17 protein-coding genes, 1 tRNA gene and 1 pseudogene are annotated in these 17,138 nt (G+C 40.4%); 12 read left to right on the forward strand and 7 right to left on the reverse strand.

The annotated features are described in order from the left end of the window. Positions 1–104: 104 nt before the first annotated feature. From J0L83_13600 to J0L83_13610, 3 genes are read left to right on the forward strand one after another with little or no spacing between them, the layout of a single operon-like run. Complete coding sequence (locus J0L83_13600; protein MBN8665612.1) at positions 105–923, forward strand: sugar phosphate isomerase/epimerase; 819 nt, start codon at positions 105–107, stop codon at positions 921–923. Position 924: 1 nt separating this feature from the next. Then, complete coding sequence (locus J0L83_13605; GenBank protein ID MBN8665613.1) at positions 925–2,316, forward strand: Gfo/Idh/MocA family oxidoreductase; 1,392 nt, start codon at positions 925–927, stop codon at positions 2,314–2,316. Between the two features lie 30 nt (positions 2,317–2,346). Beyond that, entirely contained in the window at positions 2,347–2,655 is a 309-nt protein-coding gene (locus J0L83_13610; protein MBN8665614.1) for a DUF3467 domain-containing protein, read from the forward strand. Here J0L83_13610 and radC read toward each other — a convergent pair whose 3' ends face one another. After that, the gene (gene radC / locus J0L83_13615; protein ID MBN8665615.1) at positions 2,656–3,339 is read right to left on the reverse strand and encodes a DNA repair protein RadC; all 684 of its coding nucleotides are present in this window, start codon (positions 3,337–3,339) and stop codon (positions 2,656–2,658) included. It abuts the gene before it with no gap. A 116-nt stretch (positions 3,340–3,455) separates the two neighbouring features. On the opposite strand from radC, the gene J0L83_13620 reads away from it, so the two are divergent. From J0L83_13620 to J0L83_13640, 5 genes are all read left to right on the forward strand, one after another. Beyond that, positions 3,456–4,412: a ribose-phosphate pyrophosphokinase gene (locus J0L83_13620; GenBank protein ID MBN8665616.1), complete on the forward strand. Its 957-nt coding sequence runs from the start codon at positions 3,456–3,458 to the stop codon at positions 4,410–4,412. Positions 4,413–4,555: 143 nt separating this feature from the next. Next, entirely contained in the window at positions 4,556–5,146 is a 591-nt protein-coding gene (locus J0L83_13625; GenBank protein MBN8665617.1) for a 50S ribosomal protein L25, read from the forward strand. Positions 5,147–5,272: 126 nt separating this feature from the next. Further along, a complete protein-coding gene (locus J0L83_13630) occupies positions 5,273–5,848 on the forward strand; it encodes an aminoacyl-tRNA hydrolase (GenBank protein ID MBN8665618.1) in 576 nt (191 codons plus the stop codon). A 134-nt stretch (positions 5,849–5,982) separates the two neighbouring features. Next, entirely contained in the window at positions 5,983–6,594 is a 612-nt protein-coding gene (locus J0L83_13635) for a fumarylacetoacetate hydrolase family protein (protein MBN8665619.1), read from the forward strand. A 24-nt stretch (positions 6,595–6,618) separates the two neighbouring features. After that, entirely contained in the window at positions 6,619–8,685 is a 2,067-nt protein-coding gene (locus tag J0L83_13640; GenBank protein ID MBN8665620.1) for a tungsten formylmethanofuran dehydrogenase, read from the forward strand. Between the two features lie 5 nt (positions 8,686–8,690). Here the strand turns inward: J0L83_13640 and J0L83_13645 are convergent, their stop codons facing one another. After that, positions 8,691–9,866: a c-type cytochrome gene (locus J0L83_13645; GenBank protein MBN8665621.1), complete on the reverse strand. Its 1,176-nt coding sequence runs from the start codon at positions 9,864–9,866 to the stop codon at positions 8,691–8,693. A 160-nt stretch (positions 9,867–10,026) separates the two neighbouring features. Between J0L83_13645 and J0L83_13650 the strand changes: the two genes are divergently transcribed. Next, positions 10,027–10,100 (forward strand) — tRNA-Met (locus tag J0L83_13650). Here the strand turns inward: J0L83_13650 and J0L83_13655 are convergent. From J0L83_13655 to J0L83_13670, 4 genes and pseudogenes are all read right to left on the reverse strand, one after another. Continuing rightward, complete coding sequence (locus tag J0L83_13655; GenBank protein MBN8665622.1) at positions 10,060–11,211, reverse strand: recombinase family protein; 1,152 nt, start codon at positions 11,209–11,211, stop codon at positions 10,060–10,062. The two genes, J0L83_13650 and J0L83_13655, sit on opposite strands and share 41 nt — an antisense overlap. Before the next feature lie 12 nt (positions 11,212–11,223). Beyond that, positions 11,224–11,712 (reverse strand): annotated as a pseudogene (locus J0L83_13660) (recombinase family protein). Further along, complete coding sequence (locus J0L83_13665; GenBank protein ID MBN8665623.1) at positions 11,699–11,875, reverse strand: hypothetical protein; 177 nt, start codon at positions 11,873–11,875, stop codon at positions 11,699–11,701. The pseudogene J0L83_13660 and the gene J0L83_13665 overlap by 14 nt, the downstream one beginning before the upstream one ends. Before the next feature lie 75 nt (positions 11,876–11,950). Beyond that, positions 11,951–12,841, reverse strand: coding sequence for a hypothetical protein (locus J0L83_13670; GenBank protein MBN8665624.1), 891 nt, complete (start codon positions 12,839–12,841; stop codon positions 11,951–11,953). Between the two features lie 51 nt (positions 12,842–12,892). Here J0L83_13670 and J0L83_13675 point away from each other — a divergent pair, with 51 nt between their 5' ends. Beyond that, positions 12,893–13,303 (forward strand): hypothetical protein, encoded by a 411-nt coding sequence (locus J0L83_13675; protein MBN8665625.1) that lies wholly within the window; start codon positions 12,893–12,895, stop codon positions 13,301–13,303. A gap of 2 nt (positions 13,304–13,305) precedes the next feature. Here the strand turns inward: J0L83_13675 and J0L83_13680 are convergent, their stop codons facing one another. Beyond that, complete coding sequence (locus J0L83_13680; GenBank protein ID MBN8665626.1) at positions 13,306–14,028, reverse strand: hypothetical protein; 723 nt, start codon at positions 14,026–14,028, stop codon at positions 13,306–13,308. Positions 14,029–14,475: 447 nt separating this feature from the next. Here J0L83_13680 and J0L83_13685 point away from each other — a divergent pair, with 447 nt between their 5' ends. Both J0L83_13685 and J0L83_13690 read left to right on the forward strand, forming a co-directional pair. Next, the gene (locus J0L83_13685) at positions 14,476–14,778 is read left to right on the forward strand and encodes an HNH endonuclease (protein MBN8665627.1); all 303 of its coding nucleotides are present in this window, start codon (positions 14,476–14,478) and stop codon (positions 14,776–14,778) included. A 241-nt stretch (positions 14,779–15,019) separates the two neighbouring features. After that, positions 15,020–16,996 (forward strand): hypothetical protein, encoded by a 1,977-nt coding sequence (locus J0L83_13690; GenBank protein MBN8665628.1) that lies wholly within the window; start codon positions 15,020–15,022, stop codon positions 16,994–16,996. Positions 16,997–17,138: the final 142 nt, after the last annotated feature.

The following is a 17,138-nucleotide window of genomic DNA, read 5'->3' on the forward strand; positions in this document are numbered from 1 at the left end:
CAGAATTTACCTATCTTAATTACCTCATTTGCAGTTTTAATTTTATGTCGGCGGAACAGTTCTCTGTTCCGCCCTTTTTCTATCTTTCTGAATCAAAATGTTTTATGAAGCGTATCTTTTTATCTCTGGTTGCCATTTTTTTTCTTTCAACAGCTATAGCTCAAGTCAAAGACTGGAAATTGGGTATTCAACTCTGGACCTTTCATATCTCCAGTTTTCATGATGCTTTAACACGTGTAGATAGTACTGGTTTGACAACTATCGAAGTTTATCCCGGACAAAAATTGGGCGGGGGTTTAGCTGGCGTTTTTGGCCCGGCAATGGATGCCGCGCAAAGGAAAACAGTTCGTGACTGGTTGGCATCGCATAAAATAGACGTACATGCTTTTGGTGTTGTGGTTTGCGACAAGCCGGAAGAATGGGAAGCTTACTTCTCATTTGCAAAAGATATGTCGATACCCGTCATTACTGCTGAACCTGCAAAAGCGCATTTAGATGTAGTGAATGACTTAGCAGGAAAGTATGGTATTAAAGTAGCTATTCATGATCATCCTAAACCAAGTTTATATTGGCATCCTGATTCTGTACTGGCTGCTGCTAAAGGCAGGCCAAATATTGGCGCTTGCGCGGATATTGGTCATTGGGTAAGAAACGGCTTAGACCCTGTGGAATGTTTAAAAAAACTCTCAGGTAAAGTGTATGGTTTGCATATAAAAGATGTGGCTGAGTTTGGCAATCCCAAAGCAGATGATGTTATTTTCGGAACTGGCAAGAGCAATATTGCCGGTGTGTTAAAGGAGTTGAAGCGTCAGGGTTTCAAAGGATTTTTCTCTATTGAACATGAAGCTAACTGGACAAGCAATGTGCAAGATGTAGTTGCAGATGCGCAATACTTTCAGCAACAACAAAAACAACTGAAATAAGATGTCCAGCAGAAGAGCGTTTATTCGAAACCTTAGTGGATCAGCAATTGCCATCACTGCGGCTTCATTGCAAGACCTTGCTGCAAGAGAAAGACAAGAAATTTTGTTGCAATCAGCTCAAAAAGAATATGCAGCCAATGATCGTATTCGTGTTGCGGTAATTGGATTCGGCATCATTGGTTTCAGAAATGCGCAAACCTTTATGCAGTTGCCGGGAATTGAATTAGCAGCTGTTTGTGATTTATATGATGGCAGACTGGCCAGGGCAAAAGAATTGTATGGTCAATCTTTAATCACCACTCGCGATTATCGCGAATTGATTAACAGAAAAGATATTGATGCCATCATCGTTTGTACTTCTGATAACTGGCATGATGCCATCAGTATTGATGCCATGCGTGCTGGTAAAGCGGTGTATTGTGAAAAGCCTTTGGTGCATCAATTGCATCAGGGACAGGCTTTGCTGAAAGTACAGCAGGAAACCGGTGCTTTGTTGCAGGTGGGTAGTCAGCGTGTGAGCAGTATTGCTTATGCAAAAGCGAAAGAGTTGTATAAAGCTGGTGAAATTGGTCAGCTCAATTCTGTAGAAGCCGCTTTTGATAGACAAAGTGTTTTGGGTGCATGGAAATATACGATGCCTACAGATGCTTCGCCTGAAACTGTTGACTGGAAAAGATTCCAGCGGGGTAAGCAGAATGAAGTATATGATGCCAAGCGTTTTTTCTGGTGGCGCAATTACAAAGAATATGGCACCGGTGTAGCGGGAGATTTATTTGTGCATTTGTTGTCTGGCTTACATTTTCTGACCGATTCTTATGGACCCAAACGTATTTATGCAACCGGTGATTTGTGTTACTGGAAAGATGGGCGCAATGTACCAGATGTAATGACGGCTGTACTGGAATATCCGGATACACCACAACACAAAGCATTTCAGGTAACCTTGCGTGTGAACCTTATCAGTGGAATGGGTGATACTGCTACTACGCGTTTTGTGGGTACAGAAGGTGTGTTGAATTTTGGCTGGAATGATTTCACTATCCAGCGAAGCAAGATGCCCAAAGCACCAGGTATAGGTGGATGGGATAGTTTGGATACCTATCCTGCTGCCATGCAGGAGCAGATCAGAAAGGAATATGATGCAAAATTCTCTTCAGAAGATAAAATTGCGCCATCTCTATCACCTATTCGCTATGCAGCACCTGCCGGTTACAGCGATTCAAAAGATCATTTTGCAAATTTCTTTGCTTCTGTAAGAAAACAATTGCCTGTTGTGGAAGATGCTGCTTTTGGCTTTCGCGCTGCAGCTCCCTGTTTGGCTTGTAATGAAAGCTATTTTCAGCAAAAAGTGATTCACTGGGATCCGCAGCAGATGCAGGTTCGCAAAGCCTAAACCGCTACATTTGCTGGCTAAACTGCAAACATGGAACAGCAACCCAATAATCAGCTCAATATCGAAATCAGTGAGGAAATCGCTGAAGGCGATTATGCCAATCTGGCCATCATTACCCATAGCCATGCGGAATTTGTAATTGATTTCGTGAGCGTGATGCCCGGTGTGCCCAAGAGTCGTGTAAAGAGCCGTATCATTTTCACGCCCATGCATGCCAAGCGTTTTATGAAAGCATTGGAAGAGAATATTGAGCGTTATGAAGCAGCCAATGGTCCTATTCAGGATTTAGAGCAGATCGAAATACCCATGCATTTCGGAGGCCCGGCGCCACAAGCTTAATCAGAGCAGTCCTTCATCAGCAAAGCTGAAATAACCGGCTTCACTCACAATGATGTGATCCAGCACTTGTATATCCATGAGTAAGGCTGCTTGCTTGATTTTATTGGTCAGCAACTCATCTTGTTTACTGGGTTTGAGGCTGCCGCTTGGATGATTATGCGATAGGATGATAGATACTGCATCATGCTCCAGTGCCTGTTTGAGGATGATGCGCGGATCGGCAACAGTTCCGGTTAATCCGCCCTCACTAATTACCGTTTCATACACAATCTTATTGCTTCGGTTAAGATAAACCGCCATAAACAATTCATGTCGCTTGTATTGTAATCGTGTTTGTAGGTATTGGGCAATATCCTTGCTGCTGGTGATGGTCGTTTTTTGATGTGTACTGGCTTGTCGTCTAAGGCCTAATTCCAGCGCAGCAGCAATGGTAATGGCTTTTTTTTCGCCCAAACCTTTGATTTTCAGTTGCTGTATTTCCTTTACCCGCATTTTACCCAGTTTGGTTAGGTCTTGCTGGCATTTATCCAGCAAGTTGCGTGCAAGGTCCAGGGCAGATTGGTCCTTGGTGCCGTTATTGATCAGGATGGCCAGTAATTCTGCATTACTCAATGCAGCTGTGCCTTTGAGCTGGAGTTTTTCCCTGGGCCTGTCGTCTGGCGCCCATGTTTTAATAGCAGTCATACATCCTGTTTTTTCTAATTTACTCATGAACAAAAAAATTCTTTGCACAGGATGTGTATCATAAAACCAGAAATGATAAATCTCTCATTTATCTTCGCCCAACATTCCTCCTAGCTATGAATCCCTCCGTAAAGATCTTCTCGGGCACCGGGTCACAGAAACTGGCTGAGAAAATTGCTTCAAGATTTGGTGTGCCCCTGGGTAAAGTGAATATCCAGAAATTCAGCGACGGCGAATTTCAACCCATATTTCTGGAAAGTATCCGCGGCGACTATGTTTTTCTGGTACAAAGTACTTACGCCCCAACTGATAATATCATGGAGTTATTACTCATGATTGATGCAGCTAAGCGTGCAAGTGCGTACAAGATTATTGCCGTTATTCCTTATTATGGTTATGCACGCCAGGATAGAAAAGACAAGCCACGTGTGGCCATTGGTTCTAAATTGATTGCTACTTTGTTGGAAGCTGCTGGCGCAGACCGTGTCATCACGATGGACCTGCACGCTTCTCAGATACAGGCATTCTTTGATATCCCTGTGGATCATCTGGATAGTTCTGCCATCTTCATCCCGTACATTGAGCAGCTGAAATTGGCTAACCTAACCTTTGCCGCACCGGACGTGGGTAGTACCAACCGTGTACGTGAGATTGCCAGCTATTTCAATGCAGAAATGGTGATTTGTGATAAGCACCGTAAGCGCGCCAACGAGATTGCCAGCATGGTAGTGATTGGTGATGTAACGGATAGAGACATTGTGTTGATTGATGATATCTGTGATACTGGTGGCACATTGGCTAAAGCAGCAGGTTTATTGAAGGAGAAAGGTGCCAGAAGTGTACGTGCTTTGTGTACGCACCCTGTGTTGAGTGGCAAAGCCTACGAGAATATTGAAAATAGTGTACTCGAAGAGCTGATTGTTTGTGATACCATTCCATTGAAACAGGAATCTGCTAAAATTCGCGCACTTTCTGTGGCCGACTTGTTCGCTATTGCGATTAGAAATGCCTATGAAAACAAGAGTATCACCAGTCTCTTTATTCACTCGCAATTGAGAGGTAGAGATAAATAAGGCTGATTATCAATAATTTGTGTAGATGGCTCCCCGAAAATGGAGCCATTTGCATTCCGTAAATAATTGTCTTTTCTCTTTGTGCTTCCAGCCCAAGCGCCTACCTTTGCCGTCCCGAAAAAACGGGGACAAAAATCAATTTTATGAATACAATTACAATCGAAGGACAACTGAGGACCGAATTTGGCAAAAAAGCCACCCGCCAAATGCGCTCTCAGGAACTGGTGCCAGGTGTAATTTACGGGGGTGCGCAGGAAGTGAATTTCGCTGCTCCTGCCAAGGCTTTCAAGCCTCTGGTGTACACTGCACAATTTCAGTTAGCAGAAGTGAAAGTGGATGGTAAAACTTACAGATGCATTTTGAAGGACATGCAGTTCGACAAAGTATCTGATGCTTTGATCCACGTAGATCTGCTGGAACTGGTAGATGACAAGAAAGTAGTAGCCACACTGCCATTGAAGTTCGTTGGTAACTCAATTGGTGTGAAGGATGGTGGTAAACTGGTGACTAAAATGAAGTCGCTGAAAGTAAAGACCCTGCCTAAGTTCTTGAAAGAGAACATCGAGGTAGATATCACCAATCTGGCTGTAAACGGTAACATCCGCGTAGAAGATGTACAAGCTGATAACATGGAGATCATCAACTCTCCACGTATCCCTGTTGCATCTGTAGTGATGACCCGTCAGCTGAAGCAAGAAGAAGCTGCTGCTGCAAAAGACGAGAAGAAGAAGTAATTCACGGATTCGCTCGGATTACACTGATTACACGAATTACAATGGGTGTTTGTTGAGAACACTACTTGTACAAAACATAGGCCCCGCATTTGCGGGGTCTTTTTTCTTTACCTGTACATTTGCGGCATGAACAAATTTCTGATCGTAGGCTTGGGTAATATTGGCGCTGAGTACAAACATACCAGACACAACATCGGCTTTGATGTGGTGGATGCATTTGTGCTGAAGCATAACCAGTTCTGGCGTACTGACCGCCTGGCCGATGTGGCTGAAGTGAGTTGGAAAGGAAAGAAATTTGTGTGCATCAAACCCAGCACTTACATGAACCTAAGTGGAAAGGCTTTTCGCTATTGGTTCGATAAAGAGAAAGTAGAACTCGTTAATACCCTCACCATTGTAGATGAGCTAGCTATTCCGCTAAATAAACTCAGACTTCGCCCAAGTGGCAGCGATGGCGGACATAATGGGTTGAAAGACATTCAGTTAATGATGGGAACCGATGTGTATCCTAAGCTGCGTTTTGGCATTGGCAATAACTACCCCAAGGGTCGTCAGGCAGATTTTGTACTGGGCCATTGGCTGGCCGATGAGCGCCCCATTGTAGATCAGAAAATCACCAAATGTGTAGAGATCATCGAACAGTTTGCCACCATCGGGCTGGAACGTACGATGAATATGGTAAATAATTTGAGCTTCGCATAATAAAATCGGCTCATAATCAGTTATAGTACTGGCAAAATATCATTCAAGTAGCCAAAACCATACCCTTCCCCAACCTGATCTCAGGTGATTTAGAAGCCGGCTCACTTGATTTATATTTTAAACAGGCACGTACTATGAAAATTTTTTGCGTTGGTAGAAATTATATAGACCATGCAAAAGAGCTGGGTAACGCAGTTCCAGAGGAGCCGGTAATCTTTATGAAACCGAAATCGGCCCTGCTGCAACCTCATGCGCCATTCTATTACCCAGAGTTTTCCAACGAATTACATTACGAGCTTGAGTTGGTAGTACGTATCTCCAAAAATGGTAAATACATTCCTGAGAAGCAGGCGGTGAAATACATCGATGCTATTACAGTTGGAATTGATTTTACCGCAAGAGATGTGCAGGCTGAATTGAAGAAGAAGGGTTTGCCCTGGGAAAAAGCCAAAGCTTGGGATAATTCAGCGGTTATTGGCAACTGGTATCCATTGCCGCAGGATTTGGGAAAAGAGGAAATGTTCTTTTCCATGAAGAAGAACAACGAGGAAGTGCAGCGTGGTAACAGTAAAGACATGATTTTTTCTTTCGCATATATCATCGCACATGTGTCACAGTATTTTTCACTCAATATCGGCGACCTGATTTATACAGGAACTCCAGCCGGTGTGGGTGAAGTAGTCGTTGGAGATGTGTTAGAGGGTTTTTATGGTAAGGAAAAGGCATTTGAACTGGAGATTAAATAAACAAAGTACGCAAAGCAAACCGGCATGTTAACACCAGAAATCATCATGAATGCATACAGGCTGATGGTCACGGCCAAAGCCATGTGTGATACCTATGATGCCAACCGCCAGGTTTGCAAATATGTACATTCTACTAGCCGCGGTCACGAAGCCATTCAGATAGCAACAGGTATGCAGTTGCTGCCGATTGACTGGGTTAGCCCTTACTACCGCGATGACAGTTTAATGCTGTCAACTGGCTTTACACCTTACGAATTGATGTTGCAGTTGCTGGCGAAGAAAGATGACCCATTCTCCGGTGGTCGTTCCTATTATTGTCACCCTAGCAGCAAAGACAGCGATCGTCCTTCCATCATACATCAAAGTAGTGCAACAGGTATGCAGGCTATTCCAACCACTGGTTTGGCGCAAGGCATACAGTTTCTGGAAAAATACCATAGCGATACTCTGCGCAAAGATGCAGATGGTCGTTCTCCTGTTGTATTGTGTTCCTTAGGCGACGGTAGTATTACCGAAGGTGAAGTGAGTGAGGCTTTACAGTTTGCTGTATTGAAGCAATTACCGATTGTATACTTAGTGCAGGATAATGGCTGGGGTATTAGTGCTAGTGCAGAAGAAACCCGCACCATGAATGCCTACGAGTTTGCTTGTGGCTTCAAAGGATTGAAGCGTATGCAGTGCGATGGTAGCGACTTCATGCGCAGTTATGAAACCATGAAGCAGGCAGTAGAATATGCTCGCTACGAGAGAAGACCTGTACTGGTACATGCAAAAGTGCCATTGCTGGGTCACCATACCAGTGGTGTAAGAAAAGAGTTTTATCGTACCAGAGAAGATTTGTTGAAGCATGGTTTGTACGATCCTATTCCAAAAATGCGTGTATTGCTCGGTACCATTGGTTTTAGCGAGCATGAAATAAATAAAGTAGAAACAGATGCAGAGCAGGTAATCACGCAGCAATTCCAATTAGCGGTTGCAGCAGCTGAGCCTGATGTGCATTCAGTAGAAGAGCATGTGTTTGTACCTACACCCGTGAAGGAAGAAAGAGGTGTACGCAGTCCGAAGAATGGTGAGAAGATCATGATGGTGGATGCGGCTTTGCATGCGATTGATGAATTGATGCAAGAACATCCGGAAGCGATTTTGTACGGACAGGATGTTGGTAAGCGTTTAGGTGGTGTATTTCGCGAAGCAGCAACACTTGCAGAAAAATATGGTGATCATCGTGTGTTCAATACCGCGATTCAAGAAGCATATATTGTTGGTTCTACCATTGGTTTGTCTGCAGTAGGCATGAAGCCGATTGTAGAAGTGCAGTTTGGAGATTATATCTATCCCGGTTTGAACCAGTTGGTAACAGAAGTATCAAAGTCTTGTTACCTCTCTAACGGTAAGTATCCGGTACAGATGGTATTACGTGTGCCAGTAGGTGCTTATGGTGGTGGTGGTCCTTACCATAGTGGTAGTGTAGAAAGTACGCTCTTAAGTATCAAGGGTATTAAAGTGGTGTATCCATCTAACGCTGCAGATATGAAGGGTTTGATGAAAGCTGCGTTTCTGGATCCAAACCCTGTAGTGATGTTGGAGCATAAGGGTTTGTATTGGAGCAAAGTGCCCGGTACAGATGATGCCAAAACGGTTGAACCATCCAAAGATTATATACTTCCATTGGGTAAAGCAGCTGTTGCGTATGCAGCAGATGCAGATAAAGTGCGTAAAGGTGAATCTGTTGCAGTGATTACTTATGGCATGGGTGTGTATTGGGCCAAGCAAGCTGCTGAGCAGTTGAATGGTCGGGTTGAAGTCATTGATTTGCGTACACTCTTCCCATTAGATGAGCAAACTGTATTTGAAGCAGTGAAGCGTCATGGTAAAGTATTGGTGTTAAGTGAAGAGCAACAGAATAATTCATTTGCAGAAGCATTATCGCTGCGTATTACCAATCAATGCTATCATTTCTTAGATGCAAAAGTAGAAGTGATGGGTGCATTGAACCTGCCGGCTATTCCTATCAATATGGCACTGGAGAAAGCCATGCTGCCCACCGCTGAGAAAGTGGCAGGCAGATTGGAGAAATTAATCAGTTACTAATTCTGTTATCGATTTCTGAAAGGATTACTGTACTTGGCTTCTGTGGCCAATGTTCTATCCGTTAATGTTTTCATGAAAGCAACCAATGCTGCTTTTTCAGCTTCAGAGAAATTTCTGTTTACCACTGCACCGTTAGGTGCGCGTAGTGGTGGCGATAAATTAGGATGATTTTTTACGCCGCTACTATAATGCTCTACCACTTCTTCCAAAGTTTTGAAGCGACCATCGTGCATATAAGGTGCTGTGATTTCTACGTTTCTCAATGTAGTTACTTTGAATTCGCCGTTTCTGTTGGCGATACCTAATGCTGCACCAACACCATTATCTGTTGGGATTAAATCCAAACCATTGTTTCTTGAACCAGGCGCTACGAAAGTTTCTGTTCCGTGACAAGCACCGCAACTAGCTGGCGCTAAGAATATTTGTTTGCCTTGATTTTCTTGTGCTGTAAAGTTGGCGAAAGGTGTTACAGCAGGGTTTTGTCCGGGTGCTAATGTTGCTCTGCCTGCATCATATTTTGATTGGTAAGAAACCACAGAGCGAACAAACTGAGAAAGTGCACGAGATACGCGATCAGGTGTAATAGTGCTGTTACCAAAAGCATTGGTAAATAGCACAGGATAATGGGTGGTTCTGCTCAGGCGGTTTACCAAAGTATCCAGGGTCAAGCCCATTTCAGTATGGTCTTGAATGGGTTGAAGGGTTTGTACTTCCAGTGTGCTGGCTCTTTCATCCCAGAAGAAGCGACCATTGGCATAGTAACGGGCATTGATGATGCTCATGGAGTTTCTGCCGGTGAGTCCGCCCTGAAAGCCTTTGCTCAGTTTGGCTGTATCCGAAAACCCCAAATCTGGTTTATGACAGGAGCCGCAAGAAATAGTGTTGTTGGCTGAGAGTGTTTTATCATAGAAAAGCACTCTGCCAAGTGTAGCGCCATTATCGGTAATAGGGTTGTTATTGGGGGTGTTCAGCTGGGCAATGATTTCGGGCCCTAGGTAGTAAGCTGGTACAGCAATATTGGCATAATTGAATGCTGTGGCAGGCAGGTCCAGTGCGGCTAGTGGATCAGCTGTGGTGGTGGTAGTTGGGTTGGTGGTGCTAATTTGATCCTTCTTGCTGCATGCGCTAATGAGTACAGTGCCTATCAGCAGGGTTGTCAGGGTGTTTAGGTGCTTTCTCATGTGGCTTGTTTCATGCATGGAGCGGAATATGGAGCAAAAGCTTAGTCTGGGTGAGCGGTTTTGGAAAATTATAACATTTAAGGGCTTAGCTAAAGTGAAATATGGGCTTTGTTTTCGGTTTTTTGGCTTTGCCACCTATATTTGCAGCCCGAAAGGAAATGGCGGGGTAGCTCAGGTGGTTAGAGCGTTGGATTCATAACCCAAAGGTCTCGGGTTCAACTCCCGATCCCGCTACAGAAAGGGATTTTTCAAGCAATTCTTGAGAAGTCCCATTTTTATTTTCGGTATATACGTTTGATAAAGAACGTGTTAGAGCAAGAAAACTATTCTCACGCTTGGTTAGAAATGCGTGTTTTTTCGCATCATAGAAAATTCCGCCTGGAAACAGTATTCTGCACATGTTCTGTCTTTGCTCCAATCCGCTGGAATCCCATATTTTATTGAGGTTCGCGGCTTTTTCTAAACTTTTCGTGATCAAATTATCAAGGTTAGACAAAGTAGTGTTGAAGCTGGGTAATTCTTTCTCAACTTGGGCTAGTTTATCCATCAAATGATCATGCGTAAGCTGATAGGTGTCTTTGTCGATTTCGTTTAATGCATGTCGAATTTTGATTGACTTCAGCTGTTCCTGAACAGTCCTTTTCCGCTCAACAATTCTATCATAACTAAGCATCGCCACCTCATTCTGTTGCTTGAATATTTTGGTCAGCTGCATCTCCAGTAACGGTAGAATGGAGGGTTCTATATCATAGCCAGTGAGAAAGTGTTTAAATACATCGTTGACCCCTGTTCGCTTTGATCGAGCAGTTGAGTTAGCGTTAACATTTATCCCAACACATCTGGGGCATTTGTAATAGTGAATACCCTTAGCCTTTACCTCGTAACCCGTTAAATAGCCATCACAGATAATGCAGCGGGCAACTCTGGCCAGCGGTCGTTTATCCTCATATGGGTTATGATTGTATCCACATGGATTATCATCAAGGATATCCTGTACTTTCTTGAATAGCTCAATACTGATCAATGGTTCCCAATTGCCCATAATCGGCTCATCCAGCATTTTGCTAACGAGAATACCGCAGTAGAATGGGTTACGCCAAATCTTACTAAGCTTCTGCTGTAGGATATCTATCCCCCTCGCTTGTAGCTTTGCAATAATTTGAACATCACTATATAACCCACTTGCTTTCCAGTTCCATGCTTCTCTGAGTATTTCCCCGTCTTTGTTGATGATGATCCTTTGCTTGGTGCTCATATAACCTTCACGCTTTACCCTTGGTCCAAAGTGGTCATAACCCAGCGGTGCTGCTCCAAAGCGAAATCCCTTTTTGAGAAAGCTCTTCATGTTAGGGATGATGATCTCTTTGCGCTCTAGGTTTTCCTTATATGCGTGAAAGAGGCTTTCGTAGATGCTGGCCTTGCCTCGCTCTGAGGTAGTGGTAATTCCGCTACTTGTTTCAATTAAGTGTACTCCGAGGGTTTCTACTAAATGATTAACCAACCCGATTGCATTTCCTCCAGAACGAGAAAAGCGACTCATTTTAAACACAAGAATCGCATAGGGCTTGCGTCTACTTTTCTCTACTTTATCAATAAGTCGCTTAAATTCCTTTCTGGTAAAATCAGACTTGCCACTTTCATAGGTGCCACCAAACTCCTCAACAATATTCAACTTAAAATTGGTTGCATACTGTTGATTGGTTGTGCGCTGGTTGTCTACACTCGAGTTCTTCTCAAATTGATCCTTGGAGCTAACCCTTGTATAAGACCAAACCTGAAAGTTGGTTTGTTCCGTAATACTATCATCCTTGGGTATAAACTTTTTGAAATAGTCAAGCTGGTTCATGGTGATGAATTTGGTATAGAAGAATGGATAATTCGTATACAGCACTACGCAGCTTTTCTAAAGTTGCATCGTCTGCTTGTGCAAATGCTGGTATGGATTGTATTTCTTCCTTTGTTAACTGTAGGTTTTGTACATGTTCATTTTTTTGAATGTTGGGGTTCATGTTTCATCGGCTGAAGCTGTTGGCATGTCAAATGCAGAACAGCCGATTGAACAATGTTGCCGTCTCAAACGGATTTTATACTCGATTGCTTTTTATAAAGCTCAACGTGCTATTGTTTCTGGTTTTTAATTCAATGCTGGAGTAGTTCTTAATACCCAGTATCTGCATGATTTTACGGGCCTGTTCACCAGTGATCAATCCTTTCTCATTTGCTGATATGCTGAGTGTATCATCCTCTCCTTTGCTTACGGTAATTGAAGCAACGTTATCATTGCGGAGCTCTTTAATTACCCGCATTTCATCCTCATTTATAAATATGTGTTTATATAGAAACTCTATTCCATAATTGTCAAGGAGTAATTCTGCAAGGATGTGGCTAATTGGAATGGTAATCATAGGGCCATGTATCAAGCTCAGACTTTCTACATTAGAGAGTTTATTGCTATCTATGTAATAAATTTCGCAGTCTCCGTTTAAGTCAATCTTTAAACCACCCTCACCACCTTTTAAAATTATTTGCGCTAATAATTCGTACAGGTAGTTCACCTCAAAATCTAGTCTAGCCTTGAGATCGAGGTTTTCGTCTATGTCCTGTAAGATTTGTAGCTCATACATATTTTCAACAGTGTACCCGTTTTCTTTCATATAGTTTTGGAGGTACTTTATCTTGACTTTACGATTGTTATCAGCTAGATTATTTTCCCAAGCTTTCTGAAAAAAGAGATAAAAGGCCTTTTTCATGGTTGCTACGGAGCAGTTCATGCGACGCATATTCTCCAGCATTCTAATCCAAACGATCTCCACAAAATTTGCCTTCGTCCACTTTCCATTTTTCTGTACAGGAATGAGTTTGTGTCTTCTCCAAGTCCCAAAGATTTTCTGGTTAACCCCCATTTTACTGGTGGAGAAATGGCGATCCATGATTAAACTGCCTAAAAAAGATAATTCGATAGTTGAATAATTCATTAATTTGCTATTACGATGGCAAATTAATGAAAACATTGAAAAACAACAAAAATGATAAGATATAACAAAACCCTTGGCTTTAAGGTGACCCTTGAGTACTACCAGCAGTTTGTACGGTTGGCTCGTGAAAAGGGGTTGACCGTCTCTCAATATTTTAGGCTATTGCTTGACGATGTATTAGTTAAGCATAGTAGGGAAAATCAATTGCCTTTACCTGCCAAGGCATTGGCTAGTGCTGATTTGGAGAGTCCAAGCCCATCAGAAATAGCTTACGAATCACCTTTAGATAAGTACTTGGCCCAATCATGGTTGGATATTTTCAAGCCCTATCCTGAGGAATGCAATCCAGATAATTATAAGGATGCAGGATTTAAAATGGCGGCACTTATTAGGAAGTCACGATGTCTAACATTACGTGCTTATGCTTTTCAAGAGGGAATAGATAAGTTTCTTAGGTTTTAAATTTAAAACCTAAGTTTCACGAAATTGCATCTTTCGAAGTAGATAATTAGTTTTTCATAGATGCTTTTCTTTAGCTCATTCCCGCTTAATGAGCTGTCTTTCCATTGAGGATTCTTTGAAAGTATATCTTCTATTAACGGGTTAACTAAGCTGGGATATTCTATTTCGGTATATATTTCTAATTTGATAATTTCTTTAAAAGTCGGGATATCGATAAAGTGTCGCGTCAGAAGCGTATTAGGCGAGTAAATGTTGTTTTGAAGGGGCTTAAGTAAAAAATAGTTTTCTAATTCCCATTTTGAAATGATATATAAGTCGTCTTCATGCTCAAACTTATAATGGATTGTTTCATCATTAATTTCTTTAATCAAGGGAAGTGTTTCTAACGAATTGTGTACATAATCTAAATAGTTGTACAAGCAATTAGTCCAATAAAGAATTGGATATTCACTTGGCCCATAAGTTTGCCACTTTGTTTTTACCTGAGTACTAGTTTTTAGATTTATGCTTTCCGGATTTGTTACTTTAAGGATTGAACTTTTAGATAATACCAAACGTCCTTGATGCCTACTTAAACCAAAGATTATTGAATTTTCTCCAACCTCGATTACTTTAGGATTATTTGCTTTTTTATCAGGATGCATTTTGTCGAAATACTGATTTAGGGCATTTTGCCACCATTCTACTGGGTGACGCCATTGTCCGTATTTAGACCATTCATTCATCAAAGTGAATTTATGAAAGCTTGACATGATTTAAGGATGATTATTGGTTTTATTAGATAATGATTGTTGATTCAATAGCCTTAGTCTATATAAGATTTAGCTATTGTACTTTGAAAGTCAGTTATAATTTGTATTTTAGAATCCTATCCCCAATGTTTTATTGCGCCGGCAATAGCTGGTTAAATTTCGTGTACTTAATTAGTATTAAGTGTGGAAAATGATTATGCTATAAAGCTATCTGTAAACACTTAACTAAAATAAAACGAATGTATTTATGTATTACGAATCTTATTTTAAGTATTGTTAACCAGTATGCTTAAACGTTTAGGTTTAGAAAGTATTAGAGTTAGCTGAAACGCTTGACGGATACAGCCTTTAGTTTATAAGGTGGACAAAATAAAATGCTTTTATTTTTTGACACTTATTTATAATTTAAAACAATTCACAATGGCGAGACAACACAACACTAATCGAAATGGTGGATCTTGGTCAGAACAAGAAAAAAGAGCAGTTTGGCAAAAAGGCTCAGTTATTGAAGGTTATGATAGTTCATTATGGCGGAGAGACATTTGTGGACACGCAATGAAATATACAGAACACGGTAATAGAGATTCTGACTACGGATGGGAAATTGACCATATCAAAGCAGTTGCAAATGGCGGTGATGATAATATAAGCAATTTGCAACCACTTTATTGGGGAAATAATTCATCCAAAGGCGACAAACTAAATTGGCGTTGTGGTCAATAGTTTCAACATCTTTTGGCGGATTGACAGACACTACTAAATAATCTACATCCGTAGTGTCATTACCAAGACTGATTTTGTTTACAAATTAGACTACAGTCAACAATAGGTTTTGCGACAGGCGGGGTGACCCCGAAAAATCAGGGCGGACTGTGTAAACTTGGGAATTTTTACTTCTACACGCGCCCGAACGCAAAGCCGCAAAATGTAAGCCGTCACCCCATAGAGATAGACTATACAAACTATGCATCAGCACGATTTAAATAGAGTTGAATTTTACACAAAGGAAGATTTGGCTGGTCCATATCACCTGTCAAAAGGAGAACATATCTTAAGAAGTCAGACGAAATCCTCGTATACAGACATTAATGATGTTTTAGAACTTTACAACTTAAAAAAATACTTGGACAACGACTTGTATTTAAAAAGTTGGACACATGATGATATTGATAATTTCAAACAAAAAGTAGCAGAATATGGAAAAATTATTGGACAGTATTTTTCAACCATAACGGATATAAATTTAGTTGCACTACATGAACAATTACTACACGGCTATATTCATTCATTTTGGGAAATAGTAAGTGATCACAATGTTTTTAAACGAATATCAAAGCCGACATTTAGTAAAATTCTTGAGAGTGAACCTTACTTGATTCACGAAATTTTAACTCATAAAGGACTAGTTGATTATTATCATACTGAGTTAAAGAATTTCTTATTAACCTATTCACAATCGGCTGAAATATTGCTCAATTTTTATGAAACAGAATATGAATTTCATAAAAATTCAATGTTTATTCCTAAAAGTTTGACAATTACTGAAAAAGAGAATATCATTTCAAGTTATTTGGACTCAACCGATACTAATTTGAATTACATAGGTCTAATTCAAAATGTGAAGAATAGGAGTGATTTCAAAATTTCTGACAAAACAAGACTAAAAGCAAAACGACTTCACAAAAGCGAAACAGAAAAGTTTTTTGCTGAAAATGGTGGGATGACTTATGGTGTTTTAATCAGCTTCCCTGTGAATGCAGCGAAAATAAAAGATGCTCATATTGATGATAGACTTGTAGCTCACTATAATTACAGTTTAGACTTTATTAAAGAAAACAATAAACCATATTTACTATTTCAAAATTTTAAATACTTATTTGAGTTTATTGACAATCAAAACAGAATAAACCTTGTAAGTAAGAAAAGCCAATTGGGCTTATTTGAAAAAATTATGGGGGTTCACTCTCAAAACGAATATAGAACTGGTACTGGTTTTTCATTAGCCGAAATGACTTCCCAGGGTCAGATTTATGGTTACCATAAAATTCTTACTGACTTAAATACATCTATAGAAAACATTTTACATTATGCTTTTACAACTGCTTTTCAAGTAAAATACGATTTTGCAGATAATGCCCGTTTTTTAATTCCAGCGGTAATAAATTCATACTTTGAAAAAGTAAGGTTACTTGCCCCTGAATTTGAATCAATCCTTAAACAATTCAAACTTTTCGTTGAAGACGGTAAAATAGATTTTGAGCTTTTGCAGATATCTTCATCACCAACTTCAATTAAAGACATTCCGAGCCTGAATTCAAATAAATACATCTACTTCAATTCCGACAACAAAGAAATGGTTGGTTGCTCAAATCTATTTTTTTCCGACCAAACGCTGCTTACCTATGTTGAACCATTCAAAGAAGAGAAATATCATACCTTTTTTGACTTACTTGTAAACGAACAAGTTTCTTTCAATAATTATCAAGAGCATCAAAAGCCGCAATTGAATTATTTAATTGATAAAGGTTTTATCAACGTAGACGATAATGGTTTTATTCAGATAACGAATACAGAAAAACTATTCATATTTAAAGATTTATACGATAATGAAGTTGCTTCATTTTATCGTTATCCGATAGAGTTTCAAAAGGAGGTCATGAAAATGGCAAGCGAAAAAATAGTATTTTTTGAAAGATCGTTATTTTCAAAGGCGGAACAATCTTATTTCAACTATTTCCTAAATAAAAGTGAGTTTACCAATGGACTAGATTTAAGGAATAGCTACTTACATGGAACGCAGGCAAACCCAGACGAAATTCAAAAACACGAGTATGCTTATTTCACGTACTTGAAGTTGCTTATTTTGACAATGTTGAAAATAGATGATGATTTACAAATTTCAAAAGCAAGAAAAGATGGAATAGAAATGGCGAAAGGCTAATATTGTATTAGCAATATGGTCGGACGACGTGAAAATGAAACCAGACAAGAAAGCAAACCATGAACAAAATAGTCAGAGGCTCAGAATGGAGATTAATAAATTAGTTCATGGCAACCAATCAATGAAAGCTAAGTTTGAAGAA

The organism is Chitinophagales bacterium (assembly GCA_017303835.1).
Lineage (GTDB): Bacteria > Bacteroidota > Bacteroidia > Chitinophagales > Chitinophagaceae > JAFLBI01.

Excerpts from the sequence above, each read along its gene's own strand:
- J0L83_13600 (MBN8665612.1), top strand. The coding sequence starts at position 105 with ATGAAGCGTATCTTTTTATCTCTGGTTGCCATTTTTTTTCTTTCAACA.
- J0L83_13605 (MBN8665613.1), top strand. The coding sequence starts at position 925 with ATGTCCAGCAGAAGAGCGTTTATTCGAAACCTTAGTGGATCAGCAATT.
- J0L83_13610 (MBN8665614.1), top strand. The coding sequence starts at position 2,347 with ATGGAACAGCAACCCAATAATCAGCTCAATATCGAAATCAGTGAGGAA.
- radC (MBN8665615.1), bottom strand. The coding sequence starts at position 3,339 with ATGACTGCTATTAAAACATGGGCGCCAGACGACAGGCCCAGGGAAAAA.
- J0L83_13620 (MBN8665616.1), top strand. The coding sequence starts at position 3,456 with ATGAATCCCTCCGTAAAGATCTTCTCGGGCACCGGGTCACAGAAACTG.
- J0L83_13625 (MBN8665617.1), top strand. The coding sequence starts at position 4,556 with ATGAATACAATTACAATCGAAGGACAACTGAGGACCGAATTTGGCAAA.
- J0L83_13630 (MBN8665618.1), top strand. The coding sequence starts at position 5,273 with ATGAACAAATTTCTGATCGTAGGCTTGGGTAATATTGGCGCTGAGTAC.
- J0L83_13635 (MBN8665619.1), top strand. The coding sequence starts at position 5,983 with ATGAAAATTTTTTGCGTTGGTAGAAATTATATAGACCATGCAAAAGAG.
- J0L83_13640 (MBN8665620.1), top strand. The coding sequence starts at position 6,619 with ATGTTAACACCAGAAATCATCATGAATGCATACAGGCTGATGGTCACG.
- J0L83_13645 (MBN8665621.1), bottom strand. The coding sequence starts at position 9,866 with ATGAGAAAGCACCTAAACACCCTGACAACCCTGCTGATAGGCACTGTA.
- J0L83_13655 (MBN8665622.1), bottom strand. The coding sequence starts at position 11,211 with ATGAAGAGCTTTCTCAAAAAGGGATTTCGCTTTGGAGCAGCACCGCTG.
- J0L83_13665 (MBN8665623.1), bottom strand. The coding sequence starts at position 11,875 with ATGAACCCCAACATTCAAAAAAATGAACATGTACAAAACCTACAGTTA.
- J0L83_13670 (MBN8665624.1), bottom strand. The coding sequence starts at position 12,841 with ATGAATTATTCAACTATCGAATTATCTTTTTTAGGCAGTTTAATCATG.
- J0L83_13675 (MBN8665625.1), top strand. The coding sequence starts at position 12,893 with ATGATAAGATATAACAAAACCCTTGGCTTTAAGGTGACCCTTGAGTAC.
- J0L83_13680 (MBN8665626.1), bottom strand. The coding sequence starts at position 14,028 with ATGAATGAATGGTCTAAATACGGACAATGGCGTCACCCAGTAGAATGG.
- J0L83_13685 (MBN8665627.1), top strand. The coding sequence starts at position 14,476 with ATGGCGAGACAACACAACACTAATCGAAATGGTGGATCTTGGTCAGAA.
- J0L83_13690 (MBN8665628.1), top strand. The coding sequence starts at position 15,020 with ATGCATCAGCACGATTTAAATAGAGTTGAATTTTACACAAAGGAAGAT.